Origin of the sequence: Aurantibacter aestuarii, assembly GCF_003008425.1 — a bacterium.
In the GTDB taxonomy this organism is placed as follows: domain Bacteria; phylum Bacteroidota; class Bacteroidia; order Flavobacteriales; family Flavobacteriaceae; genus Aurantibacter; species Aurantibacter aestuarii.
Map to the genome: position 1 here is coordinate 403,020 of NZ_PXOQ01000009.1, position 21,838 is coordinate 424,857.

At 31.4% G+C, this 21,838-nt stretch carries 26 protein-coding genes and 1 tRNA gene; 22 read left to right on the forward strand and 5 right to left on the reverse strand.

Annotated features, from left to right (window positions below):
* Positions 1 to 9 precede the first annotated feature (9 nt).
* The 11 genes from C7H52_RS08540 (at position 10) to C7H52_RS08590 (ending at position 7,241) form a co-directional block, all read left to right on the forward strand.
* On the forward strand, positions 10 to 1,467 hold the full coding sequence (locus C7H52_RS08540) for a cryptochrome/deoxyribodipyrimidine photo-lyase family protein (RefSeq protein WP_317045574.1): 1,458 nt from the start codon (positions 10 to 12) through the stop codon (positions 1,465 to 1,467).
* A 120-nt stretch (positions 1,468 to 1,587) separates the two neighbouring features.
* Entirely contained in the window at positions 1,588 to 2,019 is a 432-nt protein-coding gene (locus tag C7H52_RS08545; RefSeq protein ID WP_106463480.1) for a hypothetical protein, read from the forward strand.
* Positions 1,985 to 2,290: a TIGR03643 family protein gene (locus tag C7H52_RS08550; RefSeq protein ID WP_262494504.1), complete on the forward strand. Its 306-nt coding sequence runs from the start codon at positions 1,985 to 1,987 to the stop codon at positions 2,288 to 2,290. The genes C7H52_RS08545 and C7H52_RS08550 overlap by 35 nt, the downstream gene beginning before the upstream one ends.
* A gap of 56 nt (positions 2,291 to 2,346) precedes the next feature.
* Entirely contained in the window at positions 2,347 to 3,036 is a 690-nt protein-coding gene (gene folE, locus C7H52_RS08555; RefSeq protein ID WP_106463482.1) for a GTP cyclohydrolase I FolE, read from the forward strand.
* Positions 3,029 to 3,265 carry a hypothetical protein gene (locus C7H52_RS08560; RefSeq protein ID WP_106463483.1) on the forward strand — a complete coding sequence of 79 codons (237 nt, stop codon included), beginning with the start codon at positions 3,029 to 3,031 and terminating at the stop codon, positions 3,263 to 3,265. Before folE ends, C7H52_RS08560 begins: the two co-directional genes overlap by 8 nt.
* Positions 3,266 to 3,309: 44 nt before the next feature.
* The gene (locus tag C7H52_RS08565) at positions 3,310 to 3,993 is read left to right on the forward strand and encodes an SDR family NAD(P)-dependent oxidoreductase (protein ID WP_106463484.1); all 684 of its coding nucleotides are present in this window, start codon (positions 3,310 to 3,312) and stop codon (positions 3,991 to 3,993) included.
* A gap of 4 nt (positions 3,994 to 3,997) precedes the next feature.
* Positions 3,998 to 4,534, forward strand: a complete 537-nt coding sequence (locus C7H52_RS08570) for a glutathione peroxidase (RefSeq protein WP_106463485.1) — start codon at positions 3,998 to 4,000, stop codon at positions 4,532 to 4,534.
* Positions 4,531 to 4,992: a TspO/MBR family protein gene (locus C7H52_RS08575; RefSeq protein ID WP_106463486.1), complete on the forward strand. Its 462-nt coding sequence runs from the start codon at positions 4,531 to 4,533 to the stop codon at positions 4,990 to 4,992. The genes C7H52_RS08570 and C7H52_RS08575 overlap by 4 nt, the downstream gene beginning before the upstream one ends.
* 11 nt (positions 4,993 to 5,003) lie before the next feature.
* Positions 5,004 to 5,465: an SRPBCC family protein gene (locus C7H52_RS08580; RefSeq protein ID WP_106463487.1), complete on the forward strand. Its 462-nt coding sequence runs from the start codon at positions 5,004 to 5,006 to the stop codon at positions 5,463 to 5,465.
* Positions 5,466 to 5,504: 39 nt separating this feature from the next.
* Positions 5,505 to 6,809: a cryptochrome/photolyase family protein gene (locus C7H52_RS08585; RefSeq protein ID WP_106463488.1), complete on the forward strand. Its 1,305-nt coding sequence runs from the start codon at positions 5,505 to 5,507 to the stop codon at positions 6,807 to 6,809.
* A gap of 69 nt (positions 6,810 to 6,878) precedes the next feature.
* On the forward strand, positions 6,879 to 7,241 hold the full coding sequence (locus C7H52_RS08590; protein WP_106463489.1) for a nuclear transport factor 2 family protein: 363 nt from the start codon (positions 6,879 to 6,881) through the stop codon (positions 7,239 to 7,241).
* A gap of 97 nt (positions 7,242 to 7,338) precedes the next feature.
* Here C7H52_RS08590 and murA read toward each other — a convergent pair whose 3' ends face one another.
* From murA to C7H52_RS08605, 3 genes are all read right to left on the reverse strand, one after another.
* A complete protein-coding gene (gene murA / locus C7H52_RS08595) occupies positions 7,339 to 8,655 on the reverse strand; it encodes a UDP-N-acetylglucosamine 1-carboxyvinyltransferase (protein ID WP_106463490.1) in 1,317 nt (438 codons plus the stop codon).
* 6 nt (positions 8,656 to 8,661) lie between these two features.
* Positions 8,662 to 9,330, reverse strand: a complete 669-nt coding sequence (locus C7H52_RS08600; RefSeq protein ID WP_106463491.1) for a DUF4290 domain-containing protein — start codon at positions 9,328 to 9,330, stop codon at positions 8,662 to 8,664.
* Between the two features lie 67 nt (positions 9,331 to 9,397).
* Positions 9,398 to 9,691: a DUF493 family protein gene (locus C7H52_RS08605; RefSeq protein WP_106463492.1), complete on the reverse strand. Its 294-nt coding sequence runs from the start codon at positions 9,689 to 9,691 to the stop codon at positions 9,398 to 9,400.
* Between the two features lie 103 nt (positions 9,692 to 9,794).
* Here C7H52_RS08605 and C7H52_RS08610 point away from each other — a divergent pair, with 103 nt between their 5' ends.
* From C7H52_RS08610 to C7H52_RS08630, 5 genes are all read left to right on the forward strand, one after another.
* Entirely contained in the window at positions 9,795 to 10,337 is a 543-nt protein-coding gene (locus tag C7H52_RS08610) for an AAA family ATPase (protein ID WP_106463493.1), read from the forward strand.
* A complete protein-coding gene (locus C7H52_RS08615; protein ID WP_106463494.1) occupies positions 10,338 to 12,236 on the forward strand; it encodes a RecQ family ATP-dependent DNA helicase in 1,899 nt (632 codons plus the stop codon).
* Positions 12,233 to 13,180 (forward strand): methionyl-tRNA formyltransferase, encoded by a 948-nt coding sequence (gene fmt / locus C7H52_RS08620; RefSeq protein WP_106463495.1) that lies wholly within the window; start codon positions 12,233 to 12,235, stop codon positions 13,178 to 13,180. The genes C7H52_RS08615 and fmt overlap by 4 nt, the downstream gene beginning before the upstream one ends.
* 191 nt (positions 13,181 to 13,371) lie before the next feature.
* Positions 13,372 to 13,644: an HU family DNA-binding protein gene (locus tag C7H52_RS08625; RefSeq protein WP_106463496.1), complete on the forward strand. Its 273-nt coding sequence runs from the start codon at positions 13,372 to 13,374 to the stop codon at positions 13,642 to 13,644.
* A gap of 128 nt (positions 13,645 to 13,772) precedes the next feature.
* Positions 13,773 to 14,333, forward strand: a complete 561-nt coding sequence (locus C7H52_RS08630) for a YqgE/AlgH family protein (RefSeq protein WP_106463497.1) — start codon at positions 13,773 to 13,775, stop codon at positions 14,331 to 14,333.
* On the opposite strand, the gene C7H52_RS08635 is transcribed toward C7H52_RS08630, so the two are convergent.
* Together C7H52_RS08635 and C7H52_RS08640 are read right to left on the reverse strand one after the other, a co-directional pair.
* Positions 14,330 to 15,172 carry an aminotransferase class IV gene (locus C7H52_RS08635; protein WP_106463498.1) on the reverse strand — a complete coding sequence of 281 codons (843 nt, stop codon included), beginning with the start codon at positions 15,170 to 15,172 and terminating at the stop codon, positions 14,330 to 14,332. The genes C7H52_RS08630 and C7H52_RS08635 overlap by 4 nt on opposite strands.
* A gap of 52 nt (positions 15,173 to 15,224) precedes the next feature.
* Positions 15,225 to 15,611 carry an START-like domain-containing protein gene (locus tag C7H52_RS08640; protein WP_106463499.1) on the reverse strand — a complete coding sequence of 129 codons (387 nt, stop codon included), beginning with the start codon at positions 15,609 to 15,611 and terminating at the stop codon, positions 15,225 to 15,227.
* Between the two features lie 126 nt (positions 15,612 to 15,737).
* On the opposite strand from C7H52_RS08640, the gene C7H52_RS08645 reads away from it, so the two are divergent.
* The 6 genes from C7H52_RS08645 to C7H52_RS08675 all read left to right on the forward strand — a co-directional run bounded on the left by C7H52_RS08645 (position 15,738) and on the right by C7H52_RS08675 (position 21,664).
* A tRNA-Met gene (locus C7H52_RS08645) sits at positions 15,738 to 15,811 on the forward strand.
* A 535-nt stretch (positions 15,812 to 16,346) separates the two neighbouring features.
* Complete coding sequence (locus C7H52_RS08655; protein WP_106463501.1) at positions 16,347 to 16,835, forward strand: peptide-methionine (S)-S-oxide reductase; 489 nt, start codon at positions 16,347 to 16,349, stop codon at positions 16,833 to 16,835.
* 16 nt (positions 16,836 to 16,851) lie between these two features.
* The gene (locus C7H52_RS08660) at positions 16,852 to 17,103 is read left to right on the forward strand and encodes a peptide methionine sulfoxide reductase (protein ID WP_106463502.1); all 252 of its coding nucleotides are present in this window, start codon (positions 16,852 to 16,854) and stop codon (positions 17,101 to 17,103) included.
* 63 nt (positions 17,104 to 17,166) lie between these two features.
* Positions 17,167 to 18,000 (forward strand): alpha/beta hydrolase, encoded by an 834-nt coding sequence (locus C7H52_RS08665; RefSeq protein WP_106463503.1) that lies wholly within the window; start codon positions 17,167 to 17,169, stop codon positions 17,998 to 18,000.
* Between the two features lie 221 nt (positions 18,001 to 18,221).
* Entirely contained in the window at positions 18,222 to 18,899 is a 678-nt protein-coding gene (gene trmD / locus C7H52_RS08670) for a tRNA (guanosine(37)-N1)-methyltransferase TrmD (RefSeq protein WP_106463504.1), read from the forward strand.
* A 272-nt stretch (positions 18,900 to 19,171) separates the two neighbouring features.
* A complete protein-coding gene (locus C7H52_RS08675) occupies positions 19,172 to 21,664 on the forward strand; it encodes a PIG-L family deacetylase (RefSeq protein ID WP_106463505.1) in 2,493 nt (830 codons plus the stop codon).
* Positions 21,665 to 21,838: the final 174 nt, after the last annotated feature.

The following is a 21,838-nucleotide window of genomic DNA, read 5'->3' on the forward strand; positions in this document are numbered from 1 at the left end:
AAACTACATATTGTCTGGTTTAAAAGAGACCTACGTTTACATGATAACGAAGCTGTTTTTAATGCGCTTAAATCTAAAGAATCCGTGTTATTCTTATATACTTTTGAAGATTTTTTACTTAAAGATAAGCATTACAGTAAAAGACATTGGGATTTTGTAAAACAGTCTTTGGAAGATCTAAACCAACAACTACTGCCCTATTCCAGTAAAGTTTTAGTGGTTAATAACAACTTAGAAACTGTCATTTACAGTTTACTAGAAAATTATTATATCTCGCATATATATTCCCATCAGGAAACAGGACTTTTAACTACATTTAAAAGAGATCTTTCTTTTTCAAAATTTTGTAAAACCAATCACATTCAATGGATTGAAAATGAAAACAATGCCATACAACGAGGTCTTAAAAACAGAATTAATTGGGTAGAACATTGGGAATTTTTTATGAACTCTAAAGAGTTCGAGTTTTTACCAAAAGAAAATCAACTACTATCAATTGCTGAGTTAGAAAAAATTGAAAAGCATTTAAATGGATGTGATATTTCCACAAAACCAAATCAAAATTTTCAAAATGGCGGAAGAACAACAGGACTAAAATACCTTAACAGTTTTTTAGATGAGCGCTATAAAAATTACAGTAAAAATATTAGTAAACCACTAAAAGCCAGAAAAAGCTGCAGTCGCATATCGCCTTACATTGCTTGGGGTAACTTAAGTATAAAAGAAGTAATAAATAAAGCCTATCAACTAAGAGAAACTTCAACATTTAAAAAACCTATAGATGCTTTTACGTCACGTTTACGGTGGCAGGCTCATTTTATACAAAAGTTTGAAATGGAGCATCTTATGGAGTTTAAAAGTATTAACAAAGGTTATCATGGTTTACAAAAATCAATTAATTTAGTGTATCAAAATGCTTGGAAAAATGGGTTAACTGGATTCCCGTTAGTAGATGCTTGTATGCGTTGTTTAAAAGAAACCGGCTATTTAAATTTTAGAATGCGTGCGCTGGTTGTTTCCTTTTTTACGCATAATTTATGGCAGCCTTGGCAAGATTGCAGCGAATACTTAGCCAGTTTATTTTTAGATTTTGAGCCCGGCATACATTATCCGCAACTACAAATGCAGGCTGGTGAAACAGGCATAAACATGCTACGCATATACAATCCTATAAAAAACAGTTTAGAACACGATCCTGAAGGTTTATTTATAAAAAAATGGGTACCAGAACTTGCACATTTAGAATTACCTTTTATTCACGAACCTTCAAAAATGACATATTTCGACCAGCAACTTACTGGATTTCAATTGGGAAAAGATTATCCATGTCCTATTGTAGACGAAAATCTGTCACGTAAAAAAGCAAGTGATATATTGTGGCAGTTAAAAGACCAAACATTAGTAAAACAGGACGCTTTAAGGATATTAGCTCGACACACTTTACAAGACAGAAAACGTCTTATGTAATATTGAAATTTAGGCATCATTATTGACCACTAATTAGATACATAAATAAATGTTAATTTTTGTTTAACTATTTTAAATAAACCTTAAACATTTTGTAACTTTGAGTCAAAAGGGAAATAATTGCTATATAACACGACACATACAAATAAAGAAACTGTAAGAGCTATTGACCAGATGGTTGGTAAACCTTACGGTTTCTTTGAGTCGTTAAAACTGAAAGGTACGGGATCCAAACGAATGATTGTTGATGAAGTTAGCCCTAACCTAAAAAGTGTTATAAATGCGGTAGATGATATTAATTATGGAAATATTGAGCTTAGACCTCAAGGTATTTTAATTCATATTACTAAAGGTCATAAAAATTTCACATGGGCAATTCCTTACTACCAATTAGTTATTTATAAAATAAATGGATCAAGTATTCATGCTCAAGGAAAATTTGTGCATTTTAGAAATAATAAAACCTTTAAAGAAAATAAAAAGTTTTTCGACAAATTATTAGACATAAAAGTCAAATTTGACGAGCAATATAATTTTACAAGTGTTGGATAATGACTTTAACATAAGACAAATAGACCGCATTATAGAAATGGCTTGGGAAGACCGAACACCTTTTGATGCCATCACGTTTCAGTTTGGAATAAAGGAACAGGAAGTCATTGAGTTGATGCGTAAAGAAATGAAACCGAGTAGTTTTAGACTTTGGCGTAAGCGTGTGCAAGGTCGTACGACAAAACATAGTAAAAAACGTGAATTTGAAAAAGGACGCTTTAAATGTAGCCGACAAAAGCAAATTACACATAATAAAATATCTAAACGATAGATATTTCTAACGTGCTTTGCTTTAAGTTTTTAAAGACAGCAATTAAAAAAGATAGAATGAAAAATAATCAAACATTGGTAAATGATCACAATCTAAAAGATTTTAATATTGACGATATTGGAGATGATCACCTTTACACTGGTTTGGAAACACCTTTGAAAGCTAATGCTTTCAAAATTTCAGACGAAGAAAAAAAACAGAAAATAGCCATACTTTTTGAGGAAATTATGGATGTAATGGGATTAGACTTGACAGACGATTCTTTAAAAGGGACACCGCAGCGTGTCGCTAAAATGTATATAGATGAAATATTTTCTGGTCTAAACCCTAAAAATAAGCCAAAAATTGCTTTATTTGACAATAAGTATAAGTACAACCAAATGTTGGTGGAGAAAAATATTACATTTTACTCTAATTGCGAACATCATTTTGTACCCATTATTGGTAAAGCACATATAGCTTATATTTCATCTGGAAAAGTTATTGGTTTATCAAAATTGAATAGAATTGTACAGTATTACGCTAAACGTCCGCAGGTACAAGAACGTTTAACAAATCAAATTGCAGAAGATTTAAAAGCAATTTTGCAAACAGAAGATGTTGCCGTTATTATAGACGCTAAACATTTATGTGTATCTTCAAGAGGAGTTAAAGATGATACTTCAAGTACTGTAACAGCTTATTATAGCGGTGCTTTTAAACAAACATCTAAAATTGTTGAACTACAAAATTATTTAAATGACTAAAAAAGTTGACATACTAGAGCACGCCAAAGAGTTTGAAGAGCGTAACCATTCTTTTAAAACTACAAGTGACAGAATTTTAGCCTCAAGAGAAGTTAAAGACCTTATTTTAAGTGTTAACGAAATTTATAAAGAAGAAAACGATCCTGAATTAATGGATTTAATGAAGCGTCTAACTGCAATTAAGCAAAAAATAGAAAAACGCTTAAAAGGTAGACCAAACAAAAGCTAAGTCTTCAGGATTTAAAGATCTCATTTTTTAAATTATATTTTAATATGAAAACCATACTTATCGTTGGCGGTAGTAAAGGTATAGGGAATGCTATACTTAAAAATTTAGCCGACTCTCATCACATAATTAACATAAGTCGCTCTAAACCAGATTTTAAACATGACAATCTAACTCATCATAGTTTAGATGTTTTAAGCGAAGACCTACCAGAAATTGAACTTTTAGATACTATTATTTATTGTCCTGGAAGTATCAACTTAAAACCAATAAAACGTTTAAAGGTTGAAGATTTTAAAGAAGACTTTAATATTAATGTTATTGGTGCCGTAAAAGTTATTCAGCAGTATTTAGATGTCTTACGTAAAGGAGACAAACCATCAATTTTATTGTTTAGTACGGTTGCAGCAAAATTAGGGATGCCATTTCACGCAAGTGTTGCCGCATCAAAATCGGCTGTAGAAGGTTTAACCAAGTCTTTAGGAGCAGAATTGGCACCAAGCATTAGAGTTAACGCAATTGCTCCGACGGTGACAGATACGGAACTAGCTTCAAAATTACTTCGAAATGAAAAACAAATAGAGAATATGGTTGACCGTCATCCTCTTAAAAAATTTTTACAACCAGAAGAAGTTGCCGATATGGCTGCCTTTTTAATTTCAGACAAAGCAGCCTCACTTTCTGGGCAAGTATTTGAAATGGATTGCGGAATTGTAAGTTTTAAAATTTAAATCTATGAACCCTTTAAAAGCTTTTTTTGCAACATTTAGTACTTCTGAACTTATTGATAAACGCCAAAAAACTTCGTTGTATGATATTGAATTACATACATTACAAGGTAAAAAGCTTGATTGGGTGCATTTTAAAGGAAAATATATACTTATTGTTAATGTGGCTTCTAAATGTGGTTTTACATCGCAATACAAAGAGCTACAAACCTTATATGACACTTATAAAGACCAATTAGAAGTAATTGGTGTTCCATGCAATCAATTTGGCCATCAGGAACCCGGTGACGCATCAGAAATTGCTGAGTTTTGTGAGGTTAATTATGGAGTTACTTTTACAATAACCGAGAAACTTGATGTTAAAGGATCAAATCAGCATCCACTATATAAATGGCTTACACAAGCCAGAAAAAACGGATTTAAAAACACAAAAGTCAAGTGGAACTTTCAAAAATATCTTGTTAATCCAAATGGGCAACTCGTAGACTACTTCTACTCTATAACCAAACCCAATAGCCGAAGAATTGTAACATATTTCAAATGAAAAAACTGAAACTTTTTATTTTTTTTCTACTTATAAATTTTGGAGGTTTAGCTTTAGGCTCATGGCTTATGGGCTCTGGTGCAACAAGTTCTTGGTATTTAGAATTAAATAAAGCGCCTTGGACACCTCCAGGTTGGGTTTTTGGAGCAGCATGGACTACAATTATGCTTTTTTTTTCAATCTACCTCGCTCAGATATTTTCTTACCATCCAACTAAAAAGCTAAAAATAGTATTTACTATACAGGTGTTTTTAAATATTATTTGGAATTACATCTTTTTTAATCAACATCTTATCTCTTTAGGTTTAATTACTATTATTTTATTAACCGTTCTACTATTTTATATGTTTTTCGCGTTTAAACACTATAATAAATTTACTAAAGGCTTACTTCTTCCTTGTATGGTTTGGCTTGTTATTGCAAGTTCTTTAAATGCTTATATTTTAATCTATAATTAAGACTGTAACAAATGAAAATATACCGTTTACACGAAATACAAAAATTACCAATTTCTAAAGAGAAAGCATGGGAATTTTTATCTAGTCCAGAAAATTTAAAAACAATTACACCAGACTATATGGGATTTGATATTCTTTCTGGAGCAGATAGACCTATGTTTGCTGGACAAATTATTCAGTATATTGTAACTCCAATATTAGGAATAAAGACCAAATGGGTTACAGAAATTACTCATGTAAAAGATGGTGAATATTTTGTAGACGAGCAACGTTTTGGACCTTATGCGTTATGGCATCATAAACATTTTATAAAAGAAATTGATGGTGGCGTAGAAATGGAAGATATTATAGACTATAAAGTGCCTTTAGGTTTTCTTGGCCAGTTGGTTCATCCTATACTAGTAAAACCTAAACTAACCGAAATTTTTAATTACAGAAAACAAAAGCTTGAAGCGTTATTTGGCACCTACTAAATCTTAAATAGCTTTTAATTTTCATAGAATTACATTATAATGACACAAACACTTAATATATTTTGGTTTCGTCGGGACCTAAGACTAGATGATAACATTGGTTTTTACAATGCATTAAAACAAGACCTACCAGTTTTACCTATTTTTATTTTTGATTCTGAAATATTAGACGATTTACCAGAAGATGATGCACGTGTAGAATTTATTTATAATACACTACAAGACATGCGTAAAACACTTCGTGATGATCACGATAGTGGGATTGCAATGTACCACGGTAAACCTGAACAAGTGTTTAAAGAACTTATTAAAAACTATAAAATAGATACGGTTTATACCAATCACGATTATGAGCCCTACGCTAGAGATAGAGATGAATCCATCCAAAAACTCTTAGAAAAAAATGATATTGAATTTAAAACTTATAAAGATCAAGTCATTTTTGAAAAAAGCGAAGTTGTAAAAAAAGATGGAGATCCTTATGTGGTTTATACGCCATATATGAAAACCTGGAAAGAGAATTTTAAAGAAGACCAATTAAAAATCTATTATACTAACGATGTTATTAGTAATGTGATTAAAAATAGCAGGTTGCCAAATTTAGATTTGGGAGATATTGGTTTTAAAAAAGCATCTCAAAGTGTAGAGGATTTTACAGTTACACCAACACTCATTCAGGAGTATGAAGATACCCGAAATTATCCTGCCAAAGATAGCACGTCTAAGTTAGGACCACATTTAAGGTTCGGAACAGTAAGTGTTCGTAAAATGGTAAAGAAAGCTATTGCCGAAAAAAATGAAATATTCTGGCAGGAATTAATCTGGAGAGAATTTTTTATGCAAATTTTATGGCATTATCCAGATACACATAAAGACGCTTTTAAAAGTAAGTATGATAATATTAAATGGAGAAATAATAAAGATGAATTTAAAGCTTGGTGCGAAGGTAAAACAGGTTATCCATTTGTAGATGCTGGAATGCGACAACTTAATAAAACAGGTTTTATGCATAACCGAGTGCGAATGCTGGTAGGAAGTTTTTTATGTAAACATTTATTAATCGACTGGCGCTGGGGCGAGGCCTATTTTGCTGAAAAATTACATGATTATGAAATGTCAAGCAATGTTGGTAATTGGCAATGGGTAGCTGGTTCTGGCGTAGATGCTTCTCCTTACTTCAGAATATTCAATCCCACCACGCAAATAGACAAGTTTGATAAAGACTATAAATACATTAAAAAATATGTACTAGATTATGGGGAAGAATCTTATCCCGATCAAATTGTAGACCATAAAGAAGCACGAGAACGTTGTCTAAAAGTTTACAAAGAAGCCGTTTCTTAATAAAGAGAAAATATTTTATCTGATAACTATAATTTGTTAACTTTAAAAGAACTTTAAAACTTAGATAAAATGACCACACAAGACGTTGCAAAAAAGTGGCACCAAATGTGCCAAGAAGGAAAAAATATGGATTGCGTAAACGAGCTTTACGCCGAGAATGTAGTTAGCCAAGAAATGCCAAATGCTCCTAACCCATTAGTTAAAGGCAAACAAAATGTATGGAATAAAGGCAAGCAATGGTATGATAGTGTGGAAGAATACCATTCTGGAGAAGTAAGCGAACCTTTAGTTGCTGGTAACCATTTTACAAGTAAAATGACTATGGATGTCACGTTTAAAAACCATGGTCGTATGCAAATGGAAGAAGTTGCGGTTTATAAAGTCGAAAACGGTAAAATTGTAAGTGAACAATTTTTCTATGATATGGACTAATATTTTTTAAAATAGATTCCTTTCTATTATTACAAATTATACAAAAAAAACCGCTAAATAGTATTTAGCGGTTTTTTTTGTAATGTTATTTTAAATTTTAATTGCCTTCAAAACGTTCAATTTTAGCACCAATACGCTGTAAACGTTTTACTATATGCTGGTAACCTCTATCTATTTGTTCAATATTATGGATGGTAGACGTTCCTTTAGCAGATAAAGCTGCAATTAATAAAGAAATTCCTGCTCTAATATCTGGAGATACCATTGTAGTCGCTTTTAATTGCGATTTAAAATCATGACCTATAACGGTTGCTCTATGAGGATCACATAAGATAATTTTAGCACCCATATCTATCAACTTATCTGTAAAAAACAAGCGACTTTCAAACATTTTTTGGTGGATTAATACTTCACCTCTAGCTTGAGTGGCTACAACTAAAACAATACTTAATAAGTCTGGCGTAAAACCAGGCCAAGGAGCATCTGCAATAGTTAATATAGAACCATCAATATAGTTTTGTATCTCATAACCATCTTTATGTTCTGGTATATAAATATCATCTCCTCTACGCTCTAAAGTAATACCTAATTTAGCAAATACATTAGGGATTTGTCCTAAATCGTCCCAGCTCACGTTTTTAATGGTTAATTCACTTTTAGTCATGGCTGCTAAACCAATCCATGAACCAATCTCAATCATATCTGGCAACATGGTATGCTCTGTACCACCTAATTGGTCAACACCTTCAATAGTTAATAAGTTAGAACCAACACCAGAAATTTTAGCTCCCATGCGGTTTAACATCTTACAAAGCTGTTGTAAATAAGGTTCACAAGCCGCATTATAAATAGTGGTTGTTCCTTTAGCTAGAACAGCAGCCATAACAATATTTGCTGTACCAGTTACCGATGCCTCATCTAAAAGCATATCGGTTCCTATTAACTCATCGGATTCAACACCATAAAAATATTCTTCACGATTATATCTAAATTTAGCACCTAAATTAATAAAACCTTCAAAGTGTGTATCTAAACGTCGTCTTCCAATTTTATCGCCTCCAGGTTTTGGAATATAACCTTTTCCAAAACGCGCTAATAATGGTCCAACCATCATAATAGAACCTCTTAAACCGCTTCCTTCCTTTTTAAATTCGGCAGACTGCATGTAATCCAAGTTAATATCATCAGCCTGAAACGTATAAGAGTAGTCCGAAACTCTATTCACTTTAACCCCTAAATTACTTAATAAGGCTATTAACTTGTTAATATCAATAATATCAGGAATATTATTAATGGTGACTTGCTCTGGCGTTAATAAAACTGCGCAAAGAATTTGTAAGGCTTCATTTTTAGCTCCTTGTGGTTGTATATCGCCTTTTAGCTGATGTCCACCTTCAATTTTAAATGTTCCCATAAATGTTTAATAGCGTTTTCTTCCTCTATTGGAGTTGTTATTTTTTTTATGATAGGTTTTCTTGTTACTCGAATTAGAATTATTACTTGACGAGAATTTTTTATTCGATTTTAATAAACGAGCAGCATCTGTTAAATCTTCTTCAGTAGATTTTAAATTAATTTTCCCTTCAGATAATTCGTATAAATGCTGAAAAATCACATCATCTTCAACTGTATCTTTATTCCAGTTTAAAAAACTTTTTTTCATGTGATTGGCAATCGTGTAGACTAAAGCTTCTTTTAAATCGCCTTCTTCCCATGTGTTTGCCACATCAATCATGGTTTTAATATTATTACCGTAAAAACGGTATTTCGGAAAATTTTGCGGGTATTTTAAAGGCTTAGGTCTTTCGGTAAGTTCTTCTTTAGAAGGCTTATCGTATGGAGAGTCTACGTCCAATTCAAAATTGGACATAATAAAAAGTTGATCCCATAATTTATGTTGAAAATCTGGCACATCACGTAAATGCGGCTGCATATTGCCCATAACCGAGATAATAGCTTTGGCCAATTTATTACGTTCTTCCTTAGATTCTTGCTCTTTAACGTGGTTAATCATTTTTTGAATATGTCTGCCATATTCAGGAATAATTAAATGTTCACGTTCGGTGTTATACTCTATGTCGTCTATCAAAATAAAAAAAGTGTAGAAAATTAATGTTGCATGTAGTAATTATGCTTGTGCAAAATACAAAAAAAAATTAAAGACTTATAACACCTTCTACTTTTTCTGAAACTTCTTTATACTTTGCAATTACCGCATCTGGATTCTTTAAACGAACATTTATCGAAATACTGGTATACTTACCATTAGAAGACGCTTTGGTTGTTATTACTGCTCCTAAATTATCAAAAATATCTTCTACAGTTTTAATTTTTTCAGGCGATGACTTTACAATAAATTTATATAAATATTCAGATGGCCAAATAGACGTATCTTTAAGTTGTGCTTTTAATTTTTTATAAAAGGCTTCTGGATTTTCTTGTGGATTCATAAATTTGTTTAATATGCTACAAATATAAGGTTTAGAAAGGATTTTTTTTTAATGAATATAATCCCGAATTTTACCAAATCACTTTTCCATTAAAATTTTCAGTTTGAAAGCAAAAAAAATTGTTATAACCGGCGGACCAGGAACCGGAAAATCTTCCATAATTAATGAACTTTCTAAAAGAGGGTTTACCTGTTTTGAAGAGGTCTCTCGTCAGGTTATCTTAGACGCTCGTAAAAATGGTGATGACCAATTGTTTTTAACTAAGCCCCTACTTTTTAGCGAATTATTGTTAGAAGGTAGATTAAAACAATTTAAAGACGCAGAAAAAAGTCACAAAGCTGTGGTTTTTTTAGATAGAGGTTTACACGATGTTGTTGCTTATATGGATTATGTCAACGAGACCTACCCAGAAAGTTTTGTAAATACTTGTAAAAACAACCGTTATGATTTAGTTTATGTTTTGGAACCATGGGAAGCTATTTACCAACAAGATAACGAACGTTACGAATCTTTTGATCAAGCAAAAGAAATACATAAACACTTAGTAAAAACCTATCAAAACTATGGTTATGAACTAAATAATGTACCTTTTGATAGTATTGAAGCCAGAGTAGATTATATTTTAAATGCTGTTAAATCCTTATAAATGGATCATCCGGTAACTGTTCTTGAAACTTATTTTAATCACACTTCTTTTAGACCCTTACAAGAAGAGGTTATTAATGAGGTTATAAATGGTGAGGATTGTTTGGTATTAATGCCTACAGGTGGAGGAAAATCCTTATGTTTTCAAATTCCAGCATTAGTTAAACCTGGAATTTGTTTAGTTATTTCTCCGTTAGTAGCTTTAATGAAAGATCAGGTAGATGCTTTAACAAGTAAAGGCATTAAGGCTATGGCACTAACCAGCGGGTTAAGTTTTGAAGAACTAAGCATAAAATTGGATAATTGCATTTATGGTAACTATAAGTTTTTATACTTGTCTCCAGAGCGTTTACAGCAAGACATTGTACAAGAACGCTTAAAAAAAATGAACGTTAATCTTATAGCTGTAGACGAAGCTCACTGTATTAGCCAATGGGGAAACGATTTTAGACCTTCTTATAAAAATATTACTTTTCTAAGAACCTTATTGCCTACTGTAAACGTCATAGCGCTTACTGCTTCTGCCACCAATGATGTTGTAGAAGACATAGTTAAAGAATTAGATTTTATAAAACCAAGAGTTTATAAAACTTCTTTTAGCCGAAAAAACTTGGCTTATATGGTGTTTAATGTTGAAGATAAATTATTTCGTTTAAAAACCATTCTTATAAAACACAAAGCATCTTCAATTGTATATGTAAGAAACAGACGATCTACTGTAGAAATTTCAGAATATCTTAAACAACAAGGTATCTCTAGTACTTTTTACCATGGTGGATTGGACGTTTCTAAAAAAACTGAACATTACGAACTTTGGATGCAGGATAAAGTACAAGTTATGGTAGCCACTAATGCGTTTGGTATGGGAATTGACAAACCAAATGTTAAGAGCGTTATACATTTAAATTTACCAGACAGTTTAGAAAGTTATTTTCAAGAGGCAGGCCGAGCAGGTAGAAATAATAACAAAGCGTTTGCTGTAGTATTATGTAACACAAATGATGAGAACCTATTAAAAAAGCAATTTTTATCTGTTTTACCCAAAGTTGAAGATGTAAAAACCGTATACAAGAAAATAAATAGTTTTTTCCAAGTGGCTTATGGAGAAAAGCCTGAAGAGGTTTTTGATTTTGATTTTGCCCACTTTTGTAATCATTACCAGCTTAATTATACGCTAACCTACAATGCGCTTAAAATTTTAGACCGTACAAGTATTATAAGTTTAAGTAAACAGTTTAACAAAAATAATTTTGTGCAGTTTATAGTTAGTAATCAACAATTATTTGATTATTTAGACAGGCAAAAAAAATTAGCACTTATTATTAAAGCTATTTTAAGAACTTATGGAGGAATTTTTGACCATATAACTAATATAAACTTAGAACTCATTTCAAATAAAGTTGGTTTAACGGTTTCTCAAATTGATGCTGCACTTCTTCAGTTGGAAAAAGATGAGATTATTACTTTACAACAAACTAGAACAGACGCTAGCTTAGTTTTTTTAGTACCAAGAGAAGATGATCAGACTATAAACACTATTGCCAAAATAATTAAGCAGCAAAATAAAGTAAAATTTAATCAAGTAAATGCTGTTATTAATTATATAGAAAATGATACAGTTTGTAAAAGCAAACAGTTGGTATCTTATTTTGGTGAGACCATAAAGGAAAGTTGTGGTATTTGTTCTGTTTGTATTACAAAGAAAATAGTTAAAACAGATGACCAAAAACTTATAGCCTCTAAAATTCTAAGTTATTTAGAAACTCAATCTGCAGACTCCAGAACTTTAAGTATAAAATTAAAGCTTTCAGAATCGGCATTATTATCAGTTTTAAAACAATTACTAGAACATAAACGAATTACTATTACCAAATCAAACACCTATACACTATTACCATGAGAGATTTAAGAATTGTATTTATGGGTACCCCAGAATTTGCGGTAACTATTTTGAGACAGTTAATAGCACACAAATACAATGTAGTTGGTGTAATTACAGCACCAGATAAACCAGCGGGTCGAGGTAGAAAACTGCAACAATCTGCTGTAAAAACTTATGCATTAGAACAAAATTTAAATGTACTTCAACCTACAAATTTAAAGAGTGAAGCTTTTACTGAAGAATTAAAGGCATTAAAAGCTAACTTACAAATTGTAGTTGCTTTTAGAATGCTACCAAAAAGTGTTTGGCAAATGCCTGAGTTTGGTACTTTTAATTTACATGCCTCCTTATTACCACAATATCGTGGAGCAGCACCTATAAATTGGGCAATTATAAATGGAGAAGAAACAACAGGTGTTTCAACCTTTTTTATAGATGAAAAAATTGATACTGGTGCTATGATTCTTCAAGAAGGTATCTCAATTGATAAAAATGAAAATGCAGGAAGTCTTCATGACAAATTAATGCATGTAGGTGCAAAGCTTGTATTGGAAACTGTGAACTTAATTGAAAAAGGTACTGTAGAGACAAAGCCACAGCCAGAAAATAAATCTCTTAAAACCGCCTATAAACTTAATCGAGATAATTGTAAGATAAATTTTAATGCTTCAAAAGAGGATATTTATAATCTTATAAGAGGTTTAGATCCTTATCCAGCTGCATATTGCTATTTAGTTAATGGTAATGAAAAAATAGAAGTTAAAATTCATGAGACAGAATTAATAAATGAGTCTCACGAGCTTGATGCTGGAACCATAGTTACAACTAAAAAAGATCTTAAAGTAGCTGTAGAAGACGGTTTTATAAATGTATTAAGTTTAAAATTATCTGGTAAGAGAAAAATGAGTGCAAAAGATTTATTAAATGGCTATCAATTTGAGGAAAACGCAAAACTTCTCTAAAGCCCTTATTTTACTAATAAACTTAAAAATTCATAAAAAAGTCACTTCTTTATTAACAAATAGCCTAAGTTATTAACAAAAAAGGGTAATTCCCTTGCTATGACTTGCATGGTAGGATTTTCCGTTTAAATTTGTAAACGGATTATAATATTATAACCAACTATTTAATTAATAACTAAAAAATTAAAATTATGAACAAAACAGATTTAATCGACGCTATGGCGGAACACGCTGGAATTACTAAAGCTGCATCAAAGAAAGCATTAGAGTGTGCGTTAATCGAAATCGAAGGAGCTTTACAAAAAGGAGATAGAGTTTCTTTAGTAGGATTTGGTTCTTGGTCAGTTTCTAAAAGAGCTGCAAGAGAAGGAAGAAATCCTCAAACAGGAAAAACTATTAAAATCGCTGCTAAAAACGTAGTGAAATTTAAAGCTGGTTCTGATTTAGCAAATGCCGTTAACTAGTATTTGGTTAAAAAAACTTATAGAAACGTCTAAAACATAGTTTTAGACGTTTTTTTTTGGAAAAAAATAAATAAAAAATCTATTTATTTAAAAATATATTTTAAATTGATGTATCTAACTCAACAAAAATGATTGCAATTAAACCAAAAAAAGGCGATTTATTATTTGCTGAACCTACAATTCTCGGGGACATTTCATTTAATAGATCTGTTATTTTGCTTACCAATCATTCTAAAGATGGTTCTATAGGTTTTATTTTAAATAAACCACTTAACTTTCTATTAAGCGATTTAATTCCTGAAATTGAACAAGAATTTAAAGTATATAATGGTGGCCCTGTAGAACAAGACAACCTTTACTTTATCCATAAAAAACCAGACTTAATTCCAGATAGTATTGAAATAAACAACGAAATATACTGGGGTGGAAATTTTGATGTGGCACTGCAGCTAATAAAAGATAAGAAACTAGACAGTAATGATATTAAGTTTTTTTTAGGGTATTCCGGATGGGATTTTAATCAGTTAGAAGTCGAGTTAAAAAATAATGCCTGGATTGTTTCTAAAAATCCTTACAAAAACAAAATTATAAATAAAGATTACGAATTTTTCTGGAAGGAAAAAATGTTAGAACTTGGTGGCGAATATTCAATCTGGTCTAATGCGCCAGAACACCCAAGTTACAACTAACTCAATCTTAATTTAATATTTATCTTATTTAGCAACTCTGCTGCTACAGCATGCTTAAATGTTTTCTTTCTATACCGTGTAATAGGTCTTATACCTTGTATAACATTAGTTATAAATAACTCATCTGCTTTTTGTAATTCAAATGGAGAAATAGAGGTTTCAACTAGTGTATAGTCAGGCAGCTTCTTTATAGCTTCAATAATTTGACTTCTAAAGATACCTTTTAAACAACCATCACTAAGTGGTGGCGTTTTTATTTCATTGCCTTTTACTAAAAAGATATTACCATTTGTAGCTTCAATAACAGATTTTTCAGTATTTAATAATAAACAATTATCCAAGTCATTTTCTTTAGCATAAATGCTAGCTACTATGTTTGTTGCTTTATTACTTGTTTTTAAAGTCGAAAGTAAACTTGGTGAGATATAAAAATCTTTAAATAAATCTACAACACATTCCTCTTCTACTATACTGTAAAATTCCTGATCTAAAGAATTTACAGTAATAAAATAATTTACATTATGGTTTAAAGGTGTATAAAGTCCACCTTCTACTCTATTAACAATAATTTTTACACGTGCCGTACGTTCATGTAAATTATTCGCTTTTAAAGTCTTAATGATTTCTTCTTCTAAAAATTCCATGGTAAAATTCATAGGAATTTCCATACGCAAAATACGCATACTTGCCATTAACCGGAAATAATGATCTTCCAAGAAAAGCACTTTGGAGTGGCTTACTTTTAAAGTCTCAAAAACAGCATCGCCATAATTAAAACCTCTATTAGAAATGCTTATACAAGATGTGTTTTCGCTTAAATTACCGTTACAATTAATCATAAAAAAAGTCCCAAATTTCTTTGGGACAAATATACTTTAAATAAAACGTTTTTTAAACGGAACCAATCACTTGTTTTAAACTCGAGATTTGGTTATCCCATAACATTTTTGCTTCGTCAATTTCATCATCTTCAGCAAAATCTACAACAATAATAGAAACGTCTTTAGTAATTTCGTCAACCTGAATTTTAATTTCAAAAAAATAATCCTCTCCTTCATCGGCAACCCATCTAAATTTTACACGTTCTCCAGATTTTTTTACTAATAGTTTAGCGTGTTCTTCAGACTCATCCCAAATAAACTTAAACAATTCGCCTCTAGAATTTACGTTATCGGCAAACCATTCAGAAAGTCCTGAAGGTGTAGAAATATAGGTATATAGTAATGCAGGTGATGCGTGAATAGGATATTCTAATTCAAATTTAACTTTATCGTCCATGTAATCAATTTTATTTGGTCAATATATATATTATTAAATAAAACACGCCCATTTTTTTTTAATTTTTTAATTAAAATTTAGTTGCCAAATCTCATAATGTTATTATATTTGCAAACTCAAAATCATGGCGAGGTAGCTCAGTTGGTTAGAGCGTCGGATTCATAACCCGGAGGTCACGAGTTCAAATCTCGTTCTCGCTACAAAATTTAAATTATTGCAAATAAGCGGTTTAGTCTTTCTAAACCGTTTTTTTTATGCGTACTTTTAAAGAGATTGTTAATTTTGTAAACGATTTATTTAAAAACAATTTTGTTTTTATTTATTTTATAGAGGTTTTAATTGCTGCTAAAAGAAAATGCAACTTTATAAGATTTTCACAGAACAAAAGATTTTTATTACGTCTATTACTTTACAGATTTATTTATAATTTGACAAAATGGTAGACTTTTCTACTTGATATCTTCATCTTAAGAAAACTATCAAAACATATAAAAAATTCCACTTTTACTATTTATTAAATTCATACCTTAGAAATTAAAAACATAAAATCATGAAAGGAATCGTTATAGGTATTATAATAGCAGTTATTTTTTTTATTCTTTTTTTCTACGTTCTTAAGTTTGTTTTTATTACTTCACTAATCATTTCGGTTTTAATTATAATTGTTCCTATTATCTACGCGGTGTACAAGGCAAAAAGCAACTAAATATTGCTTTTCTTTATTTTATTTAAATCATGACTAAAAAAATTGGTTTTGGTGGTGGCTGTCACTGGTGTACAGAAGCCTATTTTCAGTCATTAAAAGGCGTGGAAAAAGTAGAACAAGGTTGGATTAGTGCTGTAACTCCAAACGAAGCCTTTTCGGAAGCTGTTATTGTACATTATAATGAACATGTAATTGCTTTAGATATCTTAATCAGTATCCATTTGCATACGCATGCTTCAACTAAAAACCATAGTTTTAGAGAAAAATACCGTTCTGCAGTTTATATATTTGACTCAACCATTGAAGCCACTAAAGATATTATTGCAGCACAACAAAAGGATTTTAAAGAACTAATAATCACACAAGTATTACCATTCAAAGCCTTTAAAAAGAATAGCGAAAAACAGCAGAATTACTTTAAAAAACATAAAGAAGGTCACTTTTGCCAAAAGTACATCTCGCCAAAATTACAATGGATTGAGAAGGAATACCTTAACTATTTTAAACCTATTAAGTAATTTAGTTTAAATATTAATGAAGCTCCTTAAACACATAAAATCGATAGCACTTGGATATTCTGAAGTTTTTTATAAAGGCGAAAAATATGGTGTTACGCGAGAAGATTTTAATGGCGGAAAAAGTATTAAAGTGTATGCGAAAGCTTTAGGTGGATCTCATTTTATTAGTTTTAATTACTATCTTACCTCTACATCTCAACTTTTAAAACCTTGCGAAATGTCTGCAGAAGAGGTTATTCACTTTTTAAAATACTACAAAAGTATTTAAATCTTTACCATTCCATTAACGCATAACAAATTCGAAAACTTTTACTTTCGTAACAAAAACGATATGAATTTGAAACTGATTACCATAACATTAACAGCATTTCTATTATGCAATTGTGCCTCTAAAAAAATAAAAGACATTAGCTATAAAAGTAAAACTGAGCGTACTTTAAATAGTAACTTAAACCTAAACGTCTTTGAGCCCAATCGCACTAAAACTGATAAAAACCCTGTAGTTATTTTTGTGCATGGCGGTTACTGGACAGAAGGTCACAAAGATATTTATGGCTTTTTAGGTCGTAATTTTGCAAAAAATGATGTGGTAACTGTGATCCCAAATTATACTTTAAGCCCCAAGGGTTCTTACGATACTATGGCTAAAGATATTGTAGATGCCATACAGTGGACTCAAACCAATATTGACCAATATAAAGGCGACCCAGAGCAGATTTATTTAATGGGACATAGCGCTGGGGGACATTTAATTGCTTTGGTAAGTACCAATCCTAAATATTTGAATGATAAATCCCTTATAAAAGGTGTTATTTTAAATGATGCTGCAGGTTTAGATATGAAAAGTTATTTGGAAAAAAATCCACCAACTACCGAATATAATTACATTACCACATGGACTAAAGATTCAAAAAACTGGAAAGATGCTTCGCCTATTTATTTTTTAGATGAAGCTGCGCCACCATTCTTAATTTATGTTGGCGAAAAAACTTATCCTTCCATTATTACTCAAAATGACGCATTTATTGAAGAATTGAAAGAGTTTCAACCCAGTGTTGAAGCTATTCGTTTAGATAAAAAACATGTCCCAATGATGTCACATTATTTCTTTCCTTGGGTAAATAGATATGATGAAATTTTAGCCTTTATAAAAAAAACAAAATAAGCTCTGTTGTCAGTTCGAGCGGAGTCGAGAACTAATTAATAATCAAATTAAGTTTCTACTTTGGCTTGTGTAAATCCATAATTAAGAGTTTTAATCACACATTTTGTAATATAAATTTTCACCAAATCACGCTTTTAATACTACATTTGATAGGGTTTTGATTTCGTCTTAATCGTTTTTTTTAGTTTTAAAAGTTACATTTGCAGAATTAAGAGTTTGTTATGCGCATAGACATCATTACCGTTTTACCAGAATTATTAAAAAGTCCGTTTGAAGCTTCTATTTTAAAACGCGCTATTGAAGCTAATTTAGTCGAAGTTCATTTTCATAACTTAAGAGATTACACGACCGACAAACATAAATCGGTAGACGATTACCAATTTGGTGGTGGCGCAGGTATGGTGATGCTTGTGGAACCGATTGATAAATGTATTTCGGATTTAAAGGCTGAAAGACATTATGATGAAGTCATCTATATGACACCAGATGGAGCAACCCTAAATCAAGGCATCGCTAACACACTATCTTTAAAAGAAAACATCATCATTCTTTGCGGACATTATAAAGGTGTAGACCAACGTGTTCGAGATATGTTTGTAACAAAAGAGATTTCGATTGGCGACTATGTACTTTCTGGCGGAGAGTTAGGTGCTGCAGTACTTTGCGATAGTATTATTAGATTAATTCCAGGAGTTTTAGGCAATGAAACCTCTGCCCTAACCGATTCTTTCCAGGATAATTTATTGGCACCACCTATTTATACCAGACCAAGAAGCTATAAAGGCCATGATGTTCCTGAAATATTATTCACTGGAAACTTTCCTAAAATTGAAAAATGGCGTGAAGACCAAGCTTACGAACGTACAAAAGCACGTCGTCCAGATTTGTTGGAAGATTAATGTTCAATTATCAGTTATCATTTATCATTTATCAGTTTAAGTTTAAGTTTAAGTTTTTTAATCTTAAATCTTTTTTTTTATTGGATAAACTGCCCTTATTAGGCAACGACGCGGAATTTTTTCACATTTAAAACCTGAATATTATTAGTGTTGTTATTCCACTTGCATTCCAACAATCTAATATTTCTAAAAAAGTTAAAGAAATTATAAAGCCTACTTACAATAGTGGGAATCCTTATATTTGAGTATTCATCAAATTGATTCCTTTTTTCATGCAAAAAACTATTGCTTTTTTTCTATTCACTATATTATTTTCAATAGCTCTAAACGCCCAACAACCTAAAAAACCTAATTCTTCCGAAATTTTTGAGTCTATAAAAAAACTCAATTTTTTAGGATCCGTTTTATATGTTGCGGCACATCCCGATGATGAAAACACGCGACTTATTTCCTATTTGGCAAATAATGTTCATGCCAGAACCGCTTATTTATCCTTAACCCGAGGTGATGGCGGACAAAATTTAATTGGTCCAGAAATTAGAGAATTATTAGGTGTTATTCGTACTCAAGAATTATTGGCTGCACGAAGAACCGATGGTGGCTCGCAGCGTTTTACTAGAGCTAACGATTTTGGCTATTCAAAACATCCCGATGAAACCTTAGATATTTGGAATAAAACCGAAGTGCTAAGCGATGTAGTTTTAGCCATTAGACAGTTTAAACCAGACATTATTATTAACCGTTTTGACCATAGAAGTCCTGGATCTACACACGGACATCATACCAGTTCTGCCCTATTAAGTTTAGAAGCTTTTGAAGCTTCTGGAGAAGCTAATAAATATCCGGAACAAGTTAAAACCTATGGTACTTGGCAACCCAAACGTGCTTTTTTTAATACATCGTGGTGGTTTTATGGCAGCCAAGAAAAGTTTGATGCAGCCGATAAAACCAATCTTTTAAGTGTAGATGTTGGGGTATTTTATCCATCTTCCGGACTTAGTAATACCGAAATTGCGTCTTTCAGTAGAAGCCAACATAAATCTCAAGGATTTGGAAATACAGGAACCAGAGGTTCCGAATTGGAATATATTGAATTACTTAAAGGCGATTTACCCAAAGACAAGTCTAACTTATTTGATGGAATCAATACTACTTGGACGCGAGTTAAAGGTGGAAAAGCTATTGGAGAATTATTATCTAAAGTAGAAAATAATTATGATTTTAAAAACCCGTCTGCCTCTTTACCAAATTTGGTTAAAGCCTATCAATTAGTTTCTAAATTAGAGGATAAACATTGGAGAATAATAAAAACGGAAGAATTAAAAGCAATCATTTATGCATGTTCTGGCTTGTATATTGAGGCAGTTGCAGATACCAATCATGCCACACCTGCTTCATCGGTAAACGTCAATCTAGAAATTATCAATAGAAATAGTTCTAAAGTTGTGTTGAAAAACATCATTTTACCAGACAACACTTCCGTAGAAAAAAATATAAACCTAACAGCTAACACTAATTTCAATTTCAAAGAAATACTACAAATTCCAGAAAACCAGCAACCTACTACTCCTTATTGGCTTAACGAAACTGGTAGTTTAGGGATGTACAAAGTAACCGATAAGTCTTTAATTGGTTTAGCTGAAACACCTCGCGAATTCTTTTATGCATTTGAATTACATATTGAAAACACGACGATAAGCTATAAAAAACCAGTGGTTTTTAAGTTGAATGATCCCGTAAAAGGTGAAGTGTATAAACCTTTTGAAATTATACCTGAAGCAGCTATTAAACTAAGCGATAAAGTTTTTATTTTTAATACCAACGATACTAAATTAATTCCTGTAACTATAAAAGCAGGAAAAAATCAGCTTAAAGGAACAGTTTCACTAAATGCTCCGGAAAACTGGAAAGTATCACCTAGACAACATGAAATAGAAATTACTAATAAAGGTCAAGAAAAAGTTGTAGTTTTTACAGTTCTGCCTCCTTTAACAAATTCTGAAGGATATATTTCTCCAGAAATTAAGGTTGGTACTAAAACATACTCTAAAGAATTAATTGAAATGGATTATGACCATATTCCGTATCAAACCGTGCTTTTGCCTAGCGAGAGTAAAGTAGTAAAATTGAATATTGAAAAACGAGGTGCTAATATTGCTTATATTGAAGGTGCTGGAGATGTAGTTCCTGAAAGTTTAGGTCAAATTGGTTATTCGGTTACTGTAATGGATCCAGAAAGTATTTCTACTGAAAACTTAAAAGGTTTTGATGCAGTTGTAATTGGTATTAGAGCGTATAATACTGTTGATGTCTTAAAGTTTAAACAAGACATCTTATTCGAGTTTGTAAAAAATGGCGGTAACATGATTGTACAGTACAATACGAGTCATCGTTTAAAAGTAGACCAATTAGCACCATACGACTTAAAATTATCCCGAGATCGCGTTACAGACGAGTTTGCAGAGGTAACATTTTTAGAAAAAAATCATCCCGTTTTAAATAATCCAAACAAAATAACTTCTAAAGATTTTGAAGGTTGGACACAAGAACGAGGTTTGTATTTTCCAGATGAATGGGCTAAAGAATTTACCCCTATTTTATCTATGCATGACAAAGATGAAACACCAAAAACAGGTAGTTTATTAGTTGCTCCTTACGGAAAAGGTTATTATATCTATACCGGATTGAGCTTTTTTAGAGAATTCCCAGAAGGCGTTTCGGGAGCTTATAAATTATTCGCTAACTTGTTAAGTATTGGGAAATAGGTATTTAATGTAACAATTTACTAATGTAGCAATTTATTAATGGAGTAATTTGAAGATGTGATGATTTGATAATGGTTTATTAGCACTATAAAATCATTTAAACACTAACAGCAAAAAGCAAAAAGCTAGAGGCTAAAGGCTAACACCAAAACATATGAAAGACTATAAATGGAA